This window comes from Dokdonella sp., assembly GCF_019634845.1.
Lineage (GTDB): Bacteria > Pseudomonadota > Gammaproteobacteria > Xanthomonadales > Rhodanobacteraceae > Dokdonella_A.
In genome coordinates, this window is sequence record NZ_JAHCAQ010000010.1 from 125723 (window position 1) to 144446 (window position 18724).

General features: G+C 66.0%; 14 protein-coding genes. 8 read left to right on the forward strand and 6 right to left on the reverse strand.

Going from position 1 to position 18724, the window contains the following annotated elements; translation table 11 throughout:
* Positions 1 to 86: 86 nt before the first annotated feature.
* Positions 87 to 524 carry an RDD family protein gene (locus KF903_RS09235; protein ID WP_291213901.1) on the forward strand — a complete coding sequence of 146 codons (438 nt, stop codon included), beginning with the start codon at positions 87 to 89 and terminating at the stop codon, positions 522 to 524.
* Between the two features lie 85 nt (positions 525 to 609).
* Here the strand turns inward: KF903_RS09235 and KF903_RS09240 are convergent, their stop codons facing one another.
* The 6 genes from KF903_RS09240 to KF903_RS09265 form a co-directional block, all read right to left on the reverse strand.
* On the reverse strand, positions 610 to 1074 hold the full coding sequence (locus KF903_RS09240) for a chemotaxis protein CheW (RefSeq protein ID WP_291213903.1): 465 nt from the start codon (positions 1072 to 1074) through the stop codon (positions 610 to 612).
* 202 nt (positions 1075 to 1276) lie between these two features.
* A complete protein-coding gene (locus KF903_RS09245; RefSeq protein WP_291213905.1) occupies positions 1277 to 3121 on the reverse strand; it encodes a chemotaxis protein CheB in 1845 nt (614 codons plus the stop codon).
* Positions 3122 to 3137: 16 nt separating this feature from the next.
* Complete coding sequence (locus KF903_RS09250) at positions 3138 to 9182, reverse strand: Hpt domain-containing protein (protein WP_291213907.1); 6045 nt, start codon at positions 9180 to 9182, stop codon at positions 3138 to 3140.
* A gap of 100 nt (positions 9183 to 9282) precedes the next feature.
* The gene (locus tag KF903_RS09255) at positions 9283 to 11307 is read right to left on the reverse strand and encodes a methyl-accepting chemotaxis protein (RefSeq protein ID WP_291213909.1); all 2025 of its coding nucleotides are present in this window, start codon (positions 11305 to 11307) and stop codon (positions 9283 to 9285) included.
* A gap of 64 nt (positions 11308 to 11371) precedes the next feature.
* Entirely contained in the window at positions 11372 to 11920 is a 549-nt protein-coding gene (locus KF903_RS09260) for a chemotaxis protein CheW (RefSeq protein ID WP_291213911.1), read from the reverse strand.
* Positions 11921 to 12052: 132 nt separating this feature from the next.
* A complete protein-coding gene (locus KF903_RS09265) occupies positions 12053 to 12409 on the reverse strand; it encodes a response regulator (protein ID WP_291213936.1) in 357 nt (118 codons plus the stop codon).
* Positions 12410 to 12839: 430 nt separating this feature from the next.
* On the opposite strand from KF903_RS09265, the gene gshB reads away from it, so the two are divergent.
* From gshB to pyrB, 7 genes are all read left to right on the forward strand, one after another.
* A complete protein-coding gene (gene gshB / locus KF903_RS09270) occupies positions 12840 to 13793 on the forward strand; it encodes a glutathione synthase (RefSeq protein ID WP_291213913.1) in 954 nt (317 codons plus the stop codon).
* On the forward strand, positions 13790 to 14659 hold the full coding sequence (locus tag KF903_RS09275; RefSeq protein WP_291213915.1) for an energy transducer TonB: 870 nt from the start codon (positions 13790 to 13792) through the stop codon (positions 14657 to 14659). Before gshB ends, KF903_RS09275 begins: the two co-directional genes overlap by 4 nt.
* 2 nt (positions 14660 to 14661) lie before the next feature.
* A complete protein-coding gene (locus tag KF903_RS09280) occupies positions 14662 to 15753 on the forward strand; it encodes an FkbM family methyltransferase (protein ID WP_291213917.1) in 1092 nt (363 codons plus the stop codon).
* 11 nt (positions 15754 to 15764) lie between these two features.
* On the forward strand, positions 15765 to 17012 hold the full coding sequence (locus KF903_RS09285) for a glycosyl hydrolase family 28-related protein (RefSeq protein WP_291213919.1): 1248 nt from the start codon (positions 15765 to 15767) through the stop codon (positions 17010 to 17012).
* A 52-nt stretch (positions 17013 to 17064) separates the two neighbouring features.
* The gene (locus tag KF903_RS09290; protein ID WP_291213921.1) at positions 17065 to 17628 is read left to right on the forward strand and encodes a YqgE/AlgH family protein; all 564 of its coding nucleotides are present in this window, start codon (positions 17065 to 17067) and stop codon (positions 17626 to 17628) included.
* Positions 17612 to 18037, forward strand: coding sequence for a Holliday junction resolvase RuvX (gene ruvX / locus KF903_RS09295; protein ID WP_291213923.1), 426 nt, complete (start codon positions 17612 to 17614; stop codon positions 18035 to 18037). Before KF903_RS09290 ends, ruvX begins: the two co-directional genes overlap by 17 nt.
* Before the next feature lie 16 nt (positions 18038 to 18053).
* Positions 18054 to 18724, forward strand: a 671-nt coding sequence (gene pyrB / locus KF903_RS09300) for an aspartate carbamoyltransferase catalytic subunit (RefSeq protein ID WP_291213925.1), incomplete at its 3' end; no start/stop codon positions are given.

An 18724-nucleotide genomic window follows, 5' to 3' on the forward strand; every position in this document is an offset into this window, starting at 1 on the left:
GATCCACAGGCTCCGGAGCGCGGCGCGCTTGCGCGCGCAAGATTAAACCGCGAGGCTAGGCGCCGTCATCCTTCACCCGCACCTCGATGCCCTCGTTCCAGCCCGTGGCGCTGTGGCTGCGCCTGGCCGCACTGTTGTACGACCTGTTTCCACTGCTCGGCCTGTGGCTGCTGGTGGCTGCGCTGTTCCTCGCCGCGGCGCACGGCGCCGTCGACGTGGCGCATCCGCCGTGGCTGTATCAATTCGCGCTGCGCGGCGCGCTGCTGGCGGTAACGGCCGCCTACTTCGTGGTGTCGTGGGCGCGCGGCGGACAGACTATCGGCATGCGCGCCTGGCGCATTCGCGTGGTCGCCGCCGACGGCACGGGCCTGACCTGGTCGCGCGCGCTGCTGCGCTTCGCGGCGGCGCTGCTGTCGCTGGCGGCGGCGGGGCTCGGGTTTGCCTGGTGCCTGATCGATCGCGAGCGACGTGCCTGGCACGACCTCGCGGCGGGCAGTCGCCTCGGGCGCATCGAAGGCCGCTGAGGCGGCCCCGCACCGGGCGAGCCGCGCGGCGGTGCGGTTGTGAGGAGCGAGGCGGCGGCGATCCACTGCGCCGCCGGCGCGCGGCTCAGGCAGCGGTCGCCTCGATGACCATGGCCTCGATCGCATCGAGGTCGGGGATGATCGCGCGGTCGTCGCGCACGAGCACCTCGGCGCGCACGCCGGGGGGGTGCACCTCGTCGTCACTGGTGGCGATCAGCAGCTCCTGGGTGATCGTGGTCAGGCGCGGGAAGCCTTGCACGAGCAGCGCGATGAACGGCATCGCGGCGTTGCCGCCAAGCGCCTTGAGGATGGCCACGCGTGCGTTGCTGCGGCTTTCCTCGGCCAGGCGCCCGGTCAGCACGGGCAACGACACCAGCGGCAGGCGCCAGCCACGCCAGCGCAGGCGCCCGAGCAGCCAAGCCGGCGCCTGCTCGATCGGCTCTGGGGTCGTGTAACTGATGACCTCGGCCACCGTGGCGTTGGGCAGCAGCACGCGCCCGTCGGTGACCGGCACCATGACGCCGCGGATTTCACGTGGGAGTTCGGCCATCTTCGCATTCCTCGGCTGGCGCCGCGGCACATCGTCCGCGACGCAACTGACACGGTGTCGACAAGGTGCCTGCCTGCGCCTTGTCGACTCGGCGGGCCCGGCTCGTGTCCGGGTCCGCTTGCAACGGATCGGCGACCTGTGTCATCGATCCGTGGACGCTCCATCCATGGATCCGCCCATCCGGCCACCCTGCGGCGACCGGCTAGGCTCCAGCGGGTTCTTCGGCAAGCCTGGCGGCCAGTTCCTCGGGCGTACCCTCGAACTGGACCACGCCCGTCTCGAGCACGCCTTCGACCATCGTGCTGACGACGCAACTGTCGGGTGACTGCACATACACGCGTCCGCCCGCGGCCGCGACCTCGCGGCAGCCGGCAGCGGCATCGTCGGACATGCCCGAGAAGATGATCGCGCCGGCGCCGGGACCGAAGCGCTGGGCGACATCGCCGAGCACGCGGTCGATCGACGGCCGGTACTCACCCGGCTCGTCGAGGTCGCGCAACACCACCACGCCCCTCGCGTCCACCAGCAACTGGCGATCATTGGGCACGATCAGCACCTCGCCGTGGCTGGCACGCTCGCCATGCGCGGGTGCGCGCACCGGCATCGCGACCGCGCGCGCGAGCTGGCGCGTCATCGTTTCCACGTATTCGTCGCCCAAGTGCTGCGCGACGAGGAACAAGGCCGGGTAATCGCGCGGCAAGGCGGCGAGGAAGCTGCGTACGGCCTCGGGGCCACCGATCGATGCGCCAAGCACCCACACGCGCCGGACTTTCGCCGCGGCCGCGCTGTCGGGATCGAGCCAGGTCTCGTGCGAGGCCTTCTCGAAGGCCACCGGCGCCACGCTCTCCTCGAGCGGGACGAGTTCGAGCGACAGCCCGCCGCTGCTGGTCGGCAGCGGCACGCCGCCCTCTTCGACGTCGGGCGCGAGAAACTCGGCCGCGCTCATCTTGTCGACCTTGACCTCCTCGTCGGGATGCACGGGCGGCGGCGCGAGGACGTCGTCGAGCAATTCGTCGATCGACCACTGGCTGGCATCGCCGCTGGAGTGCAGCACATCGCCCGGCGCCTCGAGCTGCACCGGCGGCGGCGGCGCGTCGAAATCCAGATCGAGATCCAGATCGCCGAGCAGGGCGCTGGCATCGGCATCGGCTTCGTCACTGGCCGGCGCGGCGGCGGCGGGCTCGGGTGCAAGCGCAGGCGGCGCCGCCGGGATCGCAGCCGCTTCATCGAAAGCCAGTTCGTCCAGCTCCAATTCCATGCCGTGGGCCGGGTCGGTGTCGCCACTGCTCAGTTCGATGATGACCTCCTCGTCGGCCGCCGGCAGCTCGCTGGCGGCGTCGGGTTCGAGCAAGGCCGCGCCACCGCTGGTCGCGGGCGGCGCCGGAGCATCGAGTAATTCATCGAGATCGAACGCGAGCAGGTTGTCCTCGTCGGCCGGCGCCAAATCCGGCACCGCCAACGCCGCGTCGCCGGCTGCGTCGACCAGATCCGCCGCAGCCGGCGGTTCGGCCGCGACAGCCGATTCGAGTTCGATCGACCAGTCGGCCTCGGTTGCGTGCGGCGGCTCGGCCACCGGCTCGGCTTCGGGTACGGCCTCCGGCTCCAGTGCGAGCATCGGCTCGGCGGCGGCGACCGCCACCGGCTCGTCGCTCGACTCCGCCTGCATGTCGTGCCCGGCGTCGACGACGAGTTCGGGCACGGCCTCGGCATCGGCCGGGCGCGGCGGGTTGATGTCGGTGCTGCCGAGCATCTTGGCGGCGAGATGGCGCATCCAGCGCGCCTGGTCCCAACCCGACAGGGCACTGGTGACGCCGGCATCGTTGATGAGCACGCGATAGCGGTCATCGTCGAGCAGGTCATAGACCTCGTCGAATTCGCTGTTGTCGCCATCGTCGAGATTGACGATGACGACCTGGGCGCCCGAGCGCTCGAGTGCGGCGCGATCGAAGGTATCGGCCACGCTCTCGTAGGCGATCGCGGCGCCGAGCGCATCGAGGGCCGCGCGCAGGTGCTCGTTGTGCGACGGCCTGTCACTGAGCAGAGCCACGCTTATGGCGGTGGATTCAGACACGTTCACGCCTCAACACTTCCTGTACTTGCCGCAGCAGATCGTCTTCCTGGTAGGGCTTGCCGAGGTAGCGCTCGACGCCGATTTCCAGTGCGCGCTGGCGATGCTTCTCGCCTGTACGCGACGTGATCATGATGATCGGGATGCGGCGCAGGCGGGCATCGTTGCGCATGTAGGTGGCCAGTTCGTAGCCGTCCATGCGCGGCATCTCGATGTCGAGCAGCAGCAGGTCCGGAGTGCTGTCCTGCAACTTCTCGACCGCGTCGAGACCGTCCTTGGCGGTGGCCACCTCGTAGTCGGCACGCTCGAGCACGCGCGTGGTGACCTTGCGCATCGTGATCGAATCGTCGACCACCATGACCAGCGGCTTGCTGCGCTCGGCGACCGGAGCCTCCTGCACCGGCGCCATGAAGGCCGGCATTTTCTCGACCGTGCCTTCCTCGATGCGCGCACGCAGTGCGGCCAGGCGACGCACCAGCGGCGCCAGATCGAGAATGATCACGACCGAGCCATCGCCCATGATGGTGGCGCCGAAGATGCCCGGGATCGAGCTCAGCTGCGGGCCGACCGACTTGACGACGATTTCGCGCGAACCGACCACGCCATCGATGCGGATCGCGGCGCGCTGATCGCCGGTACGCGTCATCAGCAGCGGAATCTGCGCCTCGACGTCGCCGCCATGCGCCCGCGGCAGGCCGAGCAGGTGCGGCAATTCGTAGATCGCGAATTCCTCGCCAGCATAGACGTGATGCGGATTGCCTGACGCCAGCCGCCGCTCCAGATCCTCGTGCGCGATACGGGCGACGCCCTGCACCGACGACATCGGGATCGCGTAGTGGTTGTCGCCGCTCTTGATCAGGATGGCCTGGGTGACCGCCAACGTGAACGGCAGGCGCACCGTGAACTGGGTGCCCTTGCCGCGCGTGGAGTCGATCGCGAGCGAGCCGCCGAGCTGCTTGATCTCGTTGTTGACGACATCCATGCCGACGCCACGGCCCGACAACTGGGTGACCTGCTCGGCGGTGGAAAAGCCCGTTTCGAGCACGAAACCGTACAGATCGCGATCGGACAGCTGCACGTCGGGCGCGAGCAGGCCGCGCTCGATGGCCTTGCGCCGGATCGCCTCGCGATCCATGCCGCGACCATCATCACTGATGCGCAGCACCACTTCGGTCGCTTCGCGGCTGACCGTGATGCCGACGGTGCCCTCGGCCGGCTTGCCGGCGGCCACACGTTCGGCCGGCGGCTCGATGCCGTGCGCCAGCGCATTGCGCAGCATGTGCTCGAACGGCGCCTTCATGCGCTCGAGCAGGTTGCGGTCCATTTCGCCGTGGGCGCCTTCGACCTTGAGCTGTGCCTGCTTGTGCAGTTCCTGCGCGGCCTGGCGCAAGGTGCGGCGCAGGTTCGGCACCATCGATTCGAACGGCACCATGCGCGTGCGCATGAGGCCTTCCTGCAGTTCCGAGCTGACGCGCGACTGCTGCAGCAGCAGCGTTTCGGACTGACGCGCCTGCTCGTCGAGCAGGCTCTGGATCGACACCAGGTCGGACACCGACTCGCCGAGCGCACGCGACAGCTGCTGCAGTTGCGAGAAGCGATCGAGCTCGAGTGGGTCGAACGTGGTGTCGTTGTCGTGCTGCTCGCGCTGGTAGCGCGCGATGATCTGCGCTTCGGTTTCGATCTCGAGCTTGCGCAGCTGCTCACGCAGACGGGTGACGGTCTGATCGAGCTCGACGAGGTTGCCGCGGAAGCTCGCGATCTGCTGCTCCAGACGCGAGCGGTAGATCGACACCTCACCCGCGTTGTTGACGAGCGTGTCGAGCAGGTCCGAACGCACGCGGATGACTTCCTGCGGCGCATGCGGCGCTTCCTCGCGGTCCATCGCGGTCAGGTGGCGCGGCGCTGGCCGCGCCGGAGTCGGCGCCGCCGCCGGTACCGCTTCGGCAGCCACGACAGGCACAGCTGGCGTTGCGACCGCCGCTGCGGCCTGCGCTGCCGGCTGCTCCGGTCCCGGGATGCCGGCCGGGCGCTCGATGCCGGGCACGAGGTCGTACATGCGCGCGATCGCATGCAGTGGCATCGCCACGGCGCGCCGCGTGGACACGCGCTCGACCATGACATGCAGGCGGTCGAAACCGCGCTCGAGCGTCTCCACCGCGGCGCGATCGATGCGCACGCGGCCTTCGCCGAGCGCATCCACCAGCGATTCCATGGCGTGACTGAGGTCGCCGATCGGAGCGAGGCCAGCCATGCGCGCACCGCCCTTGAGCGTGTGCAGGTCGCGCTGCAGGGCCGAGATCAGCTCGTGGTCGTGTGGGCGCGCGCGCAACTGCGCGACGACGCCATCGACGTGGTCGAGGATGTCCTCGCCCTCGGCCACGAATACGTCAAGCAGGTCGTCATCGATGTCGGGCAGCACGAGCTGGCCATCCGGCATCGGATCGTCCGCCAGCGGCAGCGCCGCCGGGCCGCTCAGCTCGAAGCTGACCGGCGCAGCCTCTTGTGCCGGCGCCGGCACTGGCGTTGCCGCAGGTTCCTCGCGCGCGGCTGCCGCCGGCTCGATCGCGGCGGTCGCGCCGGTCGTCGTGTCGGCCTCGTCGGCCGTCACCGCGGTGGCGGCGGGTGGCGTGACCGTTGGCTGCAGCGACTCGTCGATGAAGCCCGCCAGTTCCTCGTACACGGATGCCGGCGCGGACGGCGGTGCCGCGGCCTCGTCGGCTGCGGCCGACAGGCGCTCGACGTGGGCATCGACTTCGGCTTGCAGCGCGGCGTCCGCCGCACGTTGCTGCGTCGCACCGGCGTCCGCATCGGCTGCGGCTGCGGCTGCCGGTAGCGGATGATCGTCCGACACGTCGGCAGCGAATTCATCGAGAGTCAGCGTGATCTCCGGCGACGCGGATTCCTCCGCGACCTGTTCGCCGCCGTTGAGCTCGGAACCGTCGATGTACCACGGCAGTTCCACTTCGGGCTCGGGCACCGAATCGCGCAGAGCGGCGATGCGCGCGGCGAGTTGCGCCGAATCCGCCAGCGGCGTCTCGTGCGCCGCCAACTGGCGCATCACCTCGCGCGACAGGCTGCAGGTATCGCGCAGCACGCCGAGTCCCTCCGCCGGCACCGCCATGTTGGCCGCGCGCAGGCGCTTCAGGTAGGTTTCCAGCGGTGCCAGGACGTGGTCGAGGGTCGGGATGTCGACCATCGCGACTGCACCGTGGAAGGTGTGCACGGCGCGCAGCAGCGGCTCACTGAGCGGGGCCGCATGCGCGTCGGCGCCGCTCAGATAGTCGTCGATCGCACCGGTGTGGGCGGCCACTTCGGCCTGCAGGATGTCGAACAGCACCGGATCGATGTTGGGCAGCGGACTGACCCGCACCGGTTCGGTTGGCCGCGGGCCGAAAGCGGCCGTTGCTTCCACCGGCTTGACCTGGCTGACGACCGCCGGCGGTCGTGCCACGCGCACGCGGCGACGCACCGTCCGGCGCACCGTCTGCACGCTGGCCGCAGGCCCTTCGGGCACGCGCACGTCTTCGCCGGCAGAGAGGCGTTCGGCGGTGTCCATGATCGCATTGACACGGAACGCAGCGACCTGCTCGCCGCGCAGCGCCGCGAGCAGGTCGCTGACCGACGCCAGCGCTCGATCCACGAGATCGACCACCGCTTCACTCGGGCCGATGCTGCGGTCGAGCACGCGATTGAGCATGTTCTCGACTTTCCAGCTGAACTCACCGAGCGTGGCAGCGCCAACCAGGCGTCCGGATCCCTTGAGGGTGTGGAACGATCGGCGGATCGGCGTCAGCTGATCAAGATTGGAGGTGTCGGCCTTCCAGCGCGGCAGCTGCTGCTGCAGGTTGCCGATCTCCTCGCCGACTTCCTCGAGGAAGATGTCGCGGATGTCATCGTCGATTTCATCGCCGACCTTGGAGGCAAAGCCGGTGGGCAGGAGTTCGGCCGGAACCGCCACCTCTTCCTCGACCTCTTCCTCGACCTCGACCCACTCATCCTCGCCGTGGTCTTCGACCGGCGCAGCCTCGGTCGGCGTCAGGCGCAGCCCGGCCAGATCCTGCGGCGATGCCTCCAGGGCGCGCGCTTCGCCGACCACGAGATCGGCCACATCGGCGCCCGGCAGCACTTCCACGTGCGGCTGCGGGTAGGCGGACTCCGCTGTGGCGCTGACAACTGGGTTGTCGTCGCGGGCCGCAGCCGGCGCCGGCTCGGTGGCAGCAGGTGGCACCACGGCCGGTGGCGGCGCGGGCGCCGTGGGCGGCTGCGGCGCCAGCGTAGCGGGCGGGATGTTGGCGTAGTTGCTGGTCTGCGCGATGCGCGCCTCGATCGCCGCAGGCGGCCAGTAGCCAAGCGCCTGCAGGCTGTCGCGGGCGACGTCGAGGATGGCCTCGCGATTGCGCCGGTGTTCGCGCGTCGCATCGAGGTAGTACTCGATCGCAGCCAGCGAATCGGCCAGGCGATCCATCTGCTCGGCCGTCGGCACGCGCCGATGCGCGATCAGCTCGATCTGCACGAAGCGCACGATCGCGGTGACGAGTGCGCCGGCATCGGCGAGATCGAGCATGCGCAGCGCGCCGGCGATCTGTTCCAGCAGTTCGGGAATGCGCTCGACCCGCGCGTGATCCCACGGCGATTCGACGAAGGCGATGATGTCCTGCTTGGCCTGCTGCAGGTTGACGCCGGCCTCGCGCATCAGCGCGTCGAGCACGCGGCGGCTCTCGGCCTTCGGCAGCGTGGTCTCGCCGGCCGCCTCTTCACCGGGTGCCTCGCCGATGCGGTCGATGTGGTCGTCGAGCGATGCTTCCACGTACAGCAGCGCGCCGGCGACGTCGAGCAGTGTGCCCTCGTCGATCGAGCGCTGGCCGCGTGCCATCTGCTCGAGCACCTCGCGCTGGTCGTTGACCACGCGACGCGGCACGCCGAGCCCGAGCATGCCGAGGGTGTCGCCGACGCGGTTGAGCGATTCGGCCTGGGCCTCGAGGTCGCGCGGATCGGTGTCCTGGCCGCGCAGGTAGATGTCGAGCGCCTCCTTGACGCGCAACAGATCGTCCTTGATGGCGGTCGATACGGTATCGAGCAGCGCGCGGTTGCGGCCCGTCATCGAGCCCTGCGCATGTTCGAGTTCGGTCTGGGTCGGCAGCAGCGCATCGAGCTGGTAGACGCCGCGGATCTGCGCGACGCGCGCCGAGCTGGCGCCGGCGGATTCGGCCTGCGCGAGGTAGTAGAGCAGGTTCTTGCACAGCTCGCGTGGCGGGCGCGCCGCGAACGCGGCCTCGCCGCCGTCGGCAAACCGATGGATCTCGCGGTCGACGCGACCGAGCAACAGCTTGACCGACACGCCCGACTGCAGGCCGCCGTCGGCGATGCAGTCGGCGATGCCGGCGGCGATCCACCACAAACGACGCGGCTCGACACCGTGCGACAGGCTGCGCAAACGGTCGAGCACCTCGCCGAGGCGGCGCACATGTTCGAGTGCGGTCTCGTCGCGGAACCACTTGAGCAAGGCCGCCTGGAAGGCCAGCCGCAGGCGCAGCGTCTGCGCACGCAACTCGGCCTGCGGCAGCTCGCGTGCGGTGCCAGCCGCCGCGTCGGGCAGCGGCGCGGCAAGGTTGGGCGTGAACAGGGCCGATTCGCTCAGCAGGTTCTCGCCGAGCACCGCGCGCAGATCGTTGAGCAGCGGCAGCAGGACGATCGGAATGTCCTTGTGGCCGCTCTGCAGGCGCTCGAGGTAATCGGGCAGCTGCACCATGCCGCGCATGAGCACCGAGTAGGCCTCGTCGCGCTGGCGCACGGTGTCGGCCACGAGCGCATCGGCGATGCGCTCCATGTTCTCGACCACCATCGCCGCGCCGTACAGCTCGACCATGCGCAAGGTGCCCTGCACCTGGTGCAGGTGACGCGCGCAGTCGCGCAGCGCCTGCGGGTGGTCGGGTTCTTCCACCTGGAGTTCGAGCGCTTCGCGCGCCTGGGTGAGCGTGGCATCGAGTGCCGGTTTCACCCAGCTCAACGCAGTGAAGGCACCATCGTCGTAAAGTTTCATGCGGTCGACCTCGACGGCGAAGCGGCGTGCGACGCCGGCGCGCCTTCCCGGCGCGAAGCAGTGGTGCAGCGTGGCGGATGGCGCCTGCTCATCACGTTCCTCAGCCTGGCAGCTTGAAGTCGGCGACCGAGCGACGCAGGTTGGCCGCGAGCTGGGCCAGGTTGCCGATCGACTCGGCAGTCTGACTGGCGCCGACCGATGTCTGCGAAGTGATGTCCTGAATCACGTTCATCGTGGACGAGATGTTGGACGCCGCCACCGACTGCTGGCGCGCTGAAGTGGAAATGCCCTGAATCAGCGTCGCCAGGTTGTTCGACACGTTTTCGATCTCGCCCAGCGCCTGGCCGGCATCCTCGGCGCGACGGGCGCCGGACACCACTTCGGAGGTGGTCTGTTCCATCGAACTGACCGCCTCGTTGGTATCGGACTGAATCGTCTGCACCAGCGTTTCGATTCGCTTGGTCGCGCCCGAGGCGCGTTCGGCGAGGCGTTGCACTTCGTCGGCAACCACCGCGAAGCCGCGACCCGCCTCACCCGCCGACGCCGCCTGGATGGCTGCGTTGAGGGCGAGGATGTTGGTCTGCTCGGCGATGTCGTTGATGAGTTCGACGATCGAGCCGATTTCCTGCGAGGACTCACCCAGGCGCTTGATGCGCTTGGAGGTTTCCTGGATCTGGTCACGGATCGAGTCCATGCCTTCGATGGTCTGGCGCACGACCTGGGCGCCATTGGCGGCGATCTGCACCGAACGCTGCGCCACGTCGGCGCTTTCGGCCGAGTTCTTCGACACGGTGTCGATCGAGTGGGCCATGTCGTTGATCGCCACCGACGCCGAGCTGATCTGACGCGCCTGATGCTGCGCGGCATTGGCCAGGCTCATGGCGGTCGACTGGGTTTCCTGCGCCGCGGTTGATACCTGCACCGCGGTTTCGTTGATCGTGGTCACCAGGCTGCGCAGCGCTTCCACCGCGAAGTTGACCGAGTCGGCGATCGCGCCGGTGATGTCCTCGGTAACCGTCGCCTTGACCGTGAGGTCACCTTCGGCGAGCGAGCCCATCTCGTCGAGCAGACGCAAAATCGCGTCCTGGTTGCGCTGGTTGAGTTCGTTGGTGGCCTGCAGGCGACGACGCTGCTCGCGGAACAGGTTGAGGCCCAGGAACAGCAGCAGCAGCATCGCGGCGGCGGCGGCCGCGGCGCCGATCAGCGGATTGGCCAGTGGTCGCTTGCTCGACAGGCCATCGACCAGCTGCGCCATGCGCGAGGCACCCAGCAACACGTCCTGACTGTCGTTGAACGACTTGTCGGCGGCGTCCTTGGCCACCTGCAGGTTGTTGGCCGACTCGAGGATCGTCTTGATCGGTTCGTTGACCGACAGCCACTGGGTGGCGACGTCCTCGACGATCTGCTTGGCCGCGGCGTTGTCGAGCGGCTTGATGTTGAGTTCGGGCGCGCCATTGAGCAGACCGGCCACGACCGTCTCGTACAGGCGCGAGTCGCGCTGCAGGCCGTCGGCCGAAGCCTGGGTGTCGGCACCACCGGCGAGGATCTTGGTGACGCGACCACCCATGCGGTCGGCCAGCTGCATCTGGCGCGAGGTGACATAGACCTGCGAGGCGCTGGCGTTGCGGTCGGTCAGGATGTTGACGACCTCGCTCATGCGCGAGTTCAGCGCCGACAACTTGTCGGTGAAGTCCTTGGCGCTCGTGTTGGCGCTCAGGATGACGTTCTTGTTGTCGAGAATGTTCTTGGCATCGGCGCGCAGCATGCCCCAGGCCTTGGTCAGGGTCGCCAGGGTCGGCGCCACGCTGGCCTCGCCGGCGTAACTGGGCATGCCGCCGAGCTTTTGTTCACCCTTGTTGAGCGCGTCGACGTAGACGTCGATGTTCTTGCTGGTGCCTTCCAGCTCCTTGAACGCCAGCTCGTTGCCGCCGGCCGCTTCCGAGGCGAACTTGGCGAGCTGCTGCGAGGACACCTGGATCTGCGTCGTGTAGTTGATCGCCTGGCGGTCCTGGGCGTTCTTGAAGTACAGGAACGCAAACTCCGCGATCGCGACCGCAAACAACAAGCCGAGCAGCACGAACAACACCGTGTTGGCGCGTCCGCGATCGGTTCCCGTCGCACTCATCGTTGTACTCACGCTTCACCCCCTGTCACGTCATGCCGCACGCGCGGCGCTGCAGCGGACGCGCTCATGCCGCTGCCTGCTGGAACTGTGGACTGCGCACCAGCGCAGCCATGCTGAACAAACCCCACTGGATGTCGCCGAGCTGCACGCTCTCGCCGACGAAATGGCCGAAATTCTCATCCGCCTCGCCCACGCTGGCGGCGAGCTGGTCTTCGCTGAAACTGCGCTGGCCGAGCACTTCGTCGACCAGCAGGCCGACGCTGCCGCCGATCTGGCGCACCACCAGCACGCGCGTGCTGTCGCTGGCCTGGCTGCGCACGCCGAGCACGAGCTCGCGCAGGTCCACCACCGGTACCAGGTTGCCGCGCACGTTGGCGATGCCGAGCAGCCAGGCCTTGGCGCCGGGAACGGCGGTCAGCGCCGGCAGGGTGAGGATTTCGTTGACCTCGGCGATGCTGCTGACGAAGTGGCGATCGGCGACGCGAAAACCGATGCCGCGCCACAATCCGGCCGATTCGACCTGCTCGGGCGCGCCGGCGACGTGCGCAAGGCTGCGCGCCTCGTAGGAGGCAAGGATCTCGTAGGGCATCGCAAAGCTGTCGTGACCGCTCATGGCACCCCCGCCCTGCCGGCAGCCGGCACCGACATGCCCCGCGCGCAACGCGGCTGCGCCGCTCGCCCGTACCGATTCTCGATGTGTCGCATGACCGCCATTTGCTCCCCTCGATCCAATGGCAAGCCCCGCTCAGGCCTTCTCGACGTAGCGCCGGATCGCGCCGAGCAGTTCTTCGCGTGTGAATGGCTTGGTCAGGTACTGTTCCGAGCCGACGATGCGGCCGCGCGCCTTGTCGAACAGGCCATCCTTGGACGACAGCATGATGACCGGGGTGTTCCGGAACAACTGATTGTTCTTGATGAGCGCGCAGGTCTGGTAGCCATCCAGCCGCGGCATCATGATGTCGACGAAGATGATCTGCGGCTGCTGGTCGGAAATCTTGGCCAGCGCCTCGAAGCCGTCGACCGCAGTGACGACCTCGCACCCCTCCTTGCGGAGCAAGGTTTCAGCCGTGCGGCGGATGGTCTTCGAATCGTCGATGACCATGACCTTGATGCCGCTCAGCCCGCTGTCTTTCGTGTCGTCCACCTGACCCCCTCGCCGCTCACCGAATATCGGGACCGCATCGTGATCGTGCGCGACGCGTCCCCGTCACCATGCAATTGACATGCCTGCGCCCGAGCCTGCCGACATCGCACGCGCGGTGCTCCGCAGGACTGGGGCACCGTTATCCATCATGCTTGGTTAAGCTGTCAAGTTGTCGCGCCAAACACATGAAAACACGCAACTTTCATGCCCGCAACACCACCGCCTGCCGGCGCCGCTTGCTATCCTGTGCAGACCCCATGTGCGAGCTGCGTCACATTTACCGACGGCGCGCAAGTGCGCGCTCAACGGCGCAATGTGACGCACCGCCGCAGCATCGTGCAAACGCCGCGCCAGCTATGCTCGCACCCTCGTGACCCGGAACTGCCGCATGAGCGCATCACTCGTCGTTGTCATGGATCCGATCGCCGCGATCCATCCGCACAAGGACACCACCCTCGCCCTGCTGCTGGAAGCGCAGCGGCGCGGCTATGCGCTGCTGTACGCCACCCAGGACGCGCTGGCGATCCGCGATGGTGCGGCCTGGGGCCGGCTGGCGCCACTGGAGGTGCGCGACGACGAGCGCGAGTGGTTCCGGCTCGGCGCCGAGCAGTGGCAACCACTGGCCGGCATCGACATCGCGCTGGCCCGCAAGGATCCGCCGGTCGACGCCCAGTTCCTCTACGACACCATGGTGCTCGAACTGGCACAGGCAGCGGGCGTGCAGGTGGTGAACGACCCGCGTGGCCTGCGCGATGCCAATGAGAAACTGTTCGCGCTGCGCTTTCCCCAGTGCTGTGCGCCGACTCTGGTTGCGCGCGAAGCGGCTGAACTCAAGCGTTTCGTGGCCGAGCAGGGCGAAGTCGTGCTCAAGCCACTGGATGGCATGGGCGGGCGCAGCATCTTCCGCTCTCGCCACGGCGATCCCAATCTCAACGTGATTCTCGAAACCCTGACCGGCAACGGCCATGCCTTTGCGATCGCGCAGAAATTCATTCCCGAGATCAGCGCGGGCGACAAGCGCATCCTCATGATCGACGGCGAACCCGTACCCTGGGCCTTGGCCCGCATCCCGCAGGGTGACGAATTCCGCGGCAATCTGGCTGCCGGCGGCAAGGGCGTGGGCGTGCCGCTGTCCGAGCGCGATCGCTGGATCGCCGCTCAGGTCGGTCCGGAATTGGTTCGCCGCGGCCTGCGCTTCGTCGGCCTCGACGTGATCGGAGCTTGGCTCACCGAGGTCAACGTCACCTCGCCGACCTGCGCCCGCGAACTGGATGCGCAATTCGGCATCAACATCGCCGGGCTGCTATTCGATCGACTCGCGGCCGGAGCGACACGGCGATGAGGGATGCCACCACCGGCAGCGGCGACCGCCTTGGCGTCACCTTGCTGTTCTCGATCGTTGCGCATGCGGTGATTGCCCTCGGCATCGTGTTCGAGTTCGAAAAGGCGACGCCTTCCCTGCCCACGATCGACGTGATCCTCGTGCAGTCGGCCAATCGCGAAAAGCCGGAGCAGGCCGACTTCATCGCCCAGGCCAGCAACAGCGGCGGCGGGGAATCCGACAAGGCCCATCGGCCTGCCCAGCCGTTGTCGGGACCCCAGCCCAAGGCCACCCCGGGCATTGCGCCCGTGCCGCTAGAAGATGGTTCGCCGCAGGCCTCGACGGCAACGCCGACGCGTCTGTTGACGCAGCGCAAGTCGAGCTATGGCGTGCCCGACCAGGAACAGGCACCGCAAGCCGAATCGCAGCCCGACCGTCCGTTCGCCGAGACCGAGCAACGCAGGTTGGAAATGGCGCGGCTCGCGCAGGAAGTCCGGCGCGAATCCGAGCAATACGCCAAGCGTCCCAAGCGCAAGTACATCTCCGCCAACACCAAGGAATACGAATTCGCCGCCTACATGCGTGCCTGGGTCGCGCGCATCGAGCGCATCGGCAATCTCAACTACCCCGACGAGGCGCGCCGCCGCCAACTGCACGGCCAGCTCGTGCTCACCGTCGGCATCCAGCGGGACGGCAGCATCAAGAGCATCGACATCATCCAATCCAGCGGCCACAAGGTGCTCGATGACGCCGCCATTCGCATCACCCGGCTCGCCGAGCCGTTCCCGCCGTTGCCCGAGACCAAGGAAAAGGTCGATGAGCTCTACATTTCGCGCACCTGGCAATTCCTGCCCGGTGAGTCCGGTGACAGCCTGCAGACGCGTTGACGATGCAAAGAAGCGCAACAAGCGTGTGCTGGCGCACGTGCTGCCTGTCGCACCCGAGCAGCGCGGACATTTGTTGTAGAATCCGTGAATACGCGGACGCGTCTCCGCACAACGCAATCGGCGAGGGTTGGTTTGTGAAAGCCACTAACGATGACATTCGATTTGCATATCGCCTCCTACTAGGCCGAGAGCCTGATGAAAGCGGTTTTCGGAACTACGCGCGCATGGTGAGCACTACTCAGATCAGCGTATCGGACGTCGCTGCGACATTTTTAGACTCTGCGGAATTCCATGCCCGTCAGGCAAACCAAAACAAAGTAACCAAGATTGAACAGGACGGCTACTCGATATTTGTGAGCGCTGGCGATTCGGCTATCGGGCGCTCCATTTTGGAGAATGGTGCTTGGGAGCGCCACGTTTCAGAAAAGTTGAAGCGGATCCTGCTTCCTTCCATGACATTCGTCGATATAGGCGCGAATATCGGGTACTTCACTGCGATGGCGGCGCACGCTGTAGGGCCATCGGGCAAAGTCGTGGCCATTGAACCGATGGACAAGAACGCGCAACTGATCTATGCCACATGCCACTACAACGATTTCAATAATGTGCACGTGTTGCAATGCGGAGCGTCAGATCGCCACGCCTTTGTCCCGCTCGACACCGGCGCCGGGACGTCAAACGGTTCGCTTCGGTACGATGACAACAAGAACATCCTTCCACAGTTCATTGCGCAAACGTTTGCTTTGGACGATCTGCTACCGAATATCGATTCAGTGGATGTCATCAAGATGGATATCGAAGGCTTCGAGCCGCACGCGTGGAAGGGCTTTGAAAAGACGATCACGAGATGCAAACCAAGAATACTTACGGAATTCCACCCGAAATGCCTTGCTGAAAACGGAAAATATGAACCAATCTCCTATCTAGAGATGCTGTTTTCTTATGCGCGTGTCTTGACGATACTAGAACCGGATGGTGGCGAAACCACGATGCATAACCCTACCACCGTCATGAACGCTTGGAGAGAGCATGATCGCGCACTCATGGAAAATGGCTGCGCCCACTTAGACATCTATGTAGCACCATTACTGTAAGGAGTTGACGCATGAAAGCCTTCGTAGGACTTCTTTTGGCACTGTTTTCCGCGAGCGGCGCAGCGCAAACCGCAAATTTGAACAGCGTTCTCGATGTCAAAAATGCGGTACGCGGTTGCGCGACGATTGCAACAGGTGATGGAACAACCGATGACTCGCTGGCATTCCAGTGTCGCGCAAACCTGCTTGCCAGTACCACGAACTCAGGTGGCGTCTTGCACATACCTGCTGGGACCTACTTTTTTGCACACACCGTCACCATTCCAACAAACGTAGTGGTTGAAGGCGTCGGCGAAGCGTCCACGATCGTTCAAACCAGAGCATACTTGGGCGAGATGTTCAAACTGAGCACGGGAACCACACTCAAGCGAGTCAAATTTACCCAAGTGCAACCGACTCCCGGACCAGGCTGGGCACCTTACCAAGATTATGCGTTTCAGGTTGCCGTTGTGGGAAGTCGCGTCAATATTGAGGACGTCATGCTTCTCAATCCCGCAAACGGGATACGCATTCAGTCTGACACATGCCCATCTGCAAATGGACTCGGGGCCGTCGGACAAATATACATAAACAATGTGCGCGGCCAGCCGCTGCACCAAGGCATAGTTATCGACTGCGCACTGGACATCATTCGAATCAACGACATTCACTTCTGGCCATTCTGGTCGGGCGACACTTCCGTCTTGAATTTCACCAAGGCAGCTAGTTTTGGCATCCGAAGCTATCGGAACGACAATCCGTTCTTTTCGCAAATTTTCACTTATGGCTACTATACTGGCATCGAATTCGGCAAGACCCCCGGTAACATTCAGAGCATTGCAACGGGGTATACAAGCAGACCGCGCATCAACGGATTCGACTGTGACTCCTGTGCCACTGGCATCCGGATAAGTGCTGACTATACGAATGGTGTTTTAGTCAACAAGATGCAATTCTGCGCAACCTCGCCCTATGCGTATGCCGCTCTTACAATTACCGCGAATCATGTGTCCGCATCGGTGTCGCAACTTGACGCTACGAACGCTGCCAATAATATTATTTACGTCGACGGTGACTACAACTATGTGTTGGTCAGCGACAGTTTTTTCAGGGAATGGAATGTTTCGGGGATAGGCTTCCCCGCCGTCCAAACCACGAACGGGACCAATACCAAAGTGCAGATCAGCAATACCTTCTACGGGAATTCGCACGGAGCACCATTCTCGACTGGCAATGTTACGACGAACTACGTCACCGCTAGCCCCGGCATATTTCCTTGAACTGCCCGGCATCGCGTCGGCGCGCGGCGTCTTTGGTGCCGAAGGACCGGTTATGGCTGTAGCGACCCCACTTTCGAACCAGTTGCTGATAGCGATGCCGTCGCTGCGCGATCCGACCTTCGCGCGCGGTGTCGCCCTCTTGTGCCAGCATGGCGAGGACGGTGCGATGGGGCTGATGATCAACCGCCTGTCCGAATATCGCCTGGGCGACGTGCTCGCGCAGATGAATCTGCAGTCCAACCTCAGCGAGGTCGTCGATGCGCCGGTGCTGATCGGGGGTCCGGTGCAGCCCGAGCGCGGTTTCGTGCTGCATACGGCGGGCGGGGCCTGGGAATCCTCGTTCGCGATTTCCGAGCAGATCAGCGTCACCACCTCGCGCGACATCCTCATCGCGATCGCGGCCGGCAACGGTCCGCGCCATGCCTTGGTCGCGCTCGGCTATTCGGGCTGGAGCCCGGGACAGCTCGAACAGGAACTCGTCGACAATCACTGGTTGACCGCGCCCGCCGACGAAGGCTTGCTGTTCGAGACGCCGCTCGACGAACGCTGGCAGGCGGCTGCGCATCTGCTTGGCGTCAACCTGTCCCAGCTCGCCAGCCATGCCGGCCACGCCTGACGGTCCAGTCCTCGCCTTCGACGTGGGCACGCGTCGCATCGGCGTTGCGATTGGCCATCCACTGGGCGCTGGCGCACGCGCACTGCGCACTCTCGCCAGCGATGACTGGAGTGGGCTCGATGCGCTCATCAGCGACTGGCAACCACAGCAATTCGTGGTCGGCCTGCCACTCACGCTCGACGGCGGCGAGCAGCCGATGAGCCGACGCGCGCGCGAGTTCGCGCGCGCGCTCGAGAAACGCTACGCACGCAACGTGCATCTGGCCGACGAGCGCGGCAGTTCGCAGGAAGCCGCGCGACGTTTTGCGCGCGAGCGTGCAAGTGGCGCGGCGCGGCGCAAGGATGCCGCCGAGCTCGACGCCGTAGCCGCCGCGGTGATTCTCGATCAATGGTTCGCCAGCGCCCAATGACATCGACAGGACAGCCATGACAGCCGCTCCCCAACTGGCCGCCGATGGCCGCCTGCGCCATCTGCTCACGCTCGATGGCCTGCCAAGTGCGCTGATCGAGAACCTGCTCGACGACGCGGCCCGCCTGCGCGAGCAATGGCACACGCAGCGCGCCCTGCCGCAACATCTGGCCGGCCGCACCGTGGTCAATCTGTTCTTCGAGGCTTCCACGCGCACACGCACGAGCTTCGATCTCGCCGCGCGCCGGCTCGGTGCCCTGGTGGTCAACTTCGACATCGCCAGCTCGTCGACGAGCAAGGGCGAAACCACCGAGGACACGCTGGCCACGCTCGAAGCCATGGACGCCGATGCCTTCGTCGTGCGTCACAAGGAAACCGGCACGCCAGCGCAAGTGGCCGCGCATGCGCGACAGGCAGCGATCCTCAATGCCGGCGACGGCAACCGTGCGCATCCAACCCAGGGCCTGCTCGACCTGCTCACGATTCGCGACCGCAAGGGCCGCGTCGATGGACTGAACGTGGTGATCTGCGGCGACATTCGCCATTCGCGCGTGGCGCGTTCGGACGTGCATGGCCTGCACGCGCTTGGCGCGGGCTCGGTTGCGCTGTGCGGCCCCGCTTCGATGCTGCCTGCACGCGAAGAGTTTCCGGGCTGCCGAATCAGCGATGACTTCGACGCCGCACTCAC

Coding starts and splice junctions, on each gene's coding strand:
- KF903_RS09235 (WP_291213901.1), top strand. CDS start 87: ATGCCCTCGTTCCAGCCCGTGGCGCTGTGGCTGCGCCTGGCCGCACTG.
- KF903_RS09240 (WP_291213903.1), bottom strand. CDS start 1,074: ATGGCCGAACTCCCACGTGAAATCCGCGGCGTCATGGTGCCGGTCACC.
- KF903_RS09250 (WP_291213907.1), bottom strand. CDS start 9,182: ATGAAACTTTACGACGATGGTGCCTTCACTGCGTTGAGCTGGGTGAAA.
- KF903_RS09255 (WP_291213909.1), bottom strand. CDS start 11,307: ATGAGTGCGACGGGAACCGATCGCGGACGCGCCAACACGGTGTTGTTC.
- KF903_RS09260 (WP_291213911.1), bottom strand. CDS start 11,920: ATGAGCGGTCACGACAGCTTTGCGATGCCCTACGAGATCCTTGCCTCC.
- KF903_RS09265 (WP_291213936.1), bottom strand. CDS start 12,409: ATGGTCATCGACGATTCGAAGACCATCCGCCGCACGGCTGAAACCTTG.
- gshB (WP_291213913.1), top strand. CDS start 12,840: ATGAGCGCATCACTCGTCGTTGTCATGGATCCGATCGCCGCGATCCAT.
- KF903_RS09275 (WP_291213915.1), top strand. CDS start 13,790: ATGAGGGATGCCACCACCGGCAGCGGCGACCGCCTTGGCGTCACCTTG.
- KF903_RS09280 (WP_291213917.1), top strand. CDS start 14,662: ATGCAAAGAAGCGCAACAAGCGTGTGCTGGCGCACGTGCTGCCTGTCG.
- KF903_RS09285 (WP_291213919.1), top strand. CDS start 15,765: ATGAAAGCCTTCGTAGGACTTCTTTTGGCACTGTTTTCCGCGAGCGGC.
- KF903_RS09290 (WP_291213921.1), top strand. CDS start 17,065: ATGGCTGTAGCGACCCCACTTTCGAACCAGTTGCTGATAGCGATGCCG.
- ruvX (WP_291213923.1), top strand. CDS start 17,612: ATGCCGGCCACGCCTGACGGTCCAGTCCTCGCCTTCGACGTGGGCACG.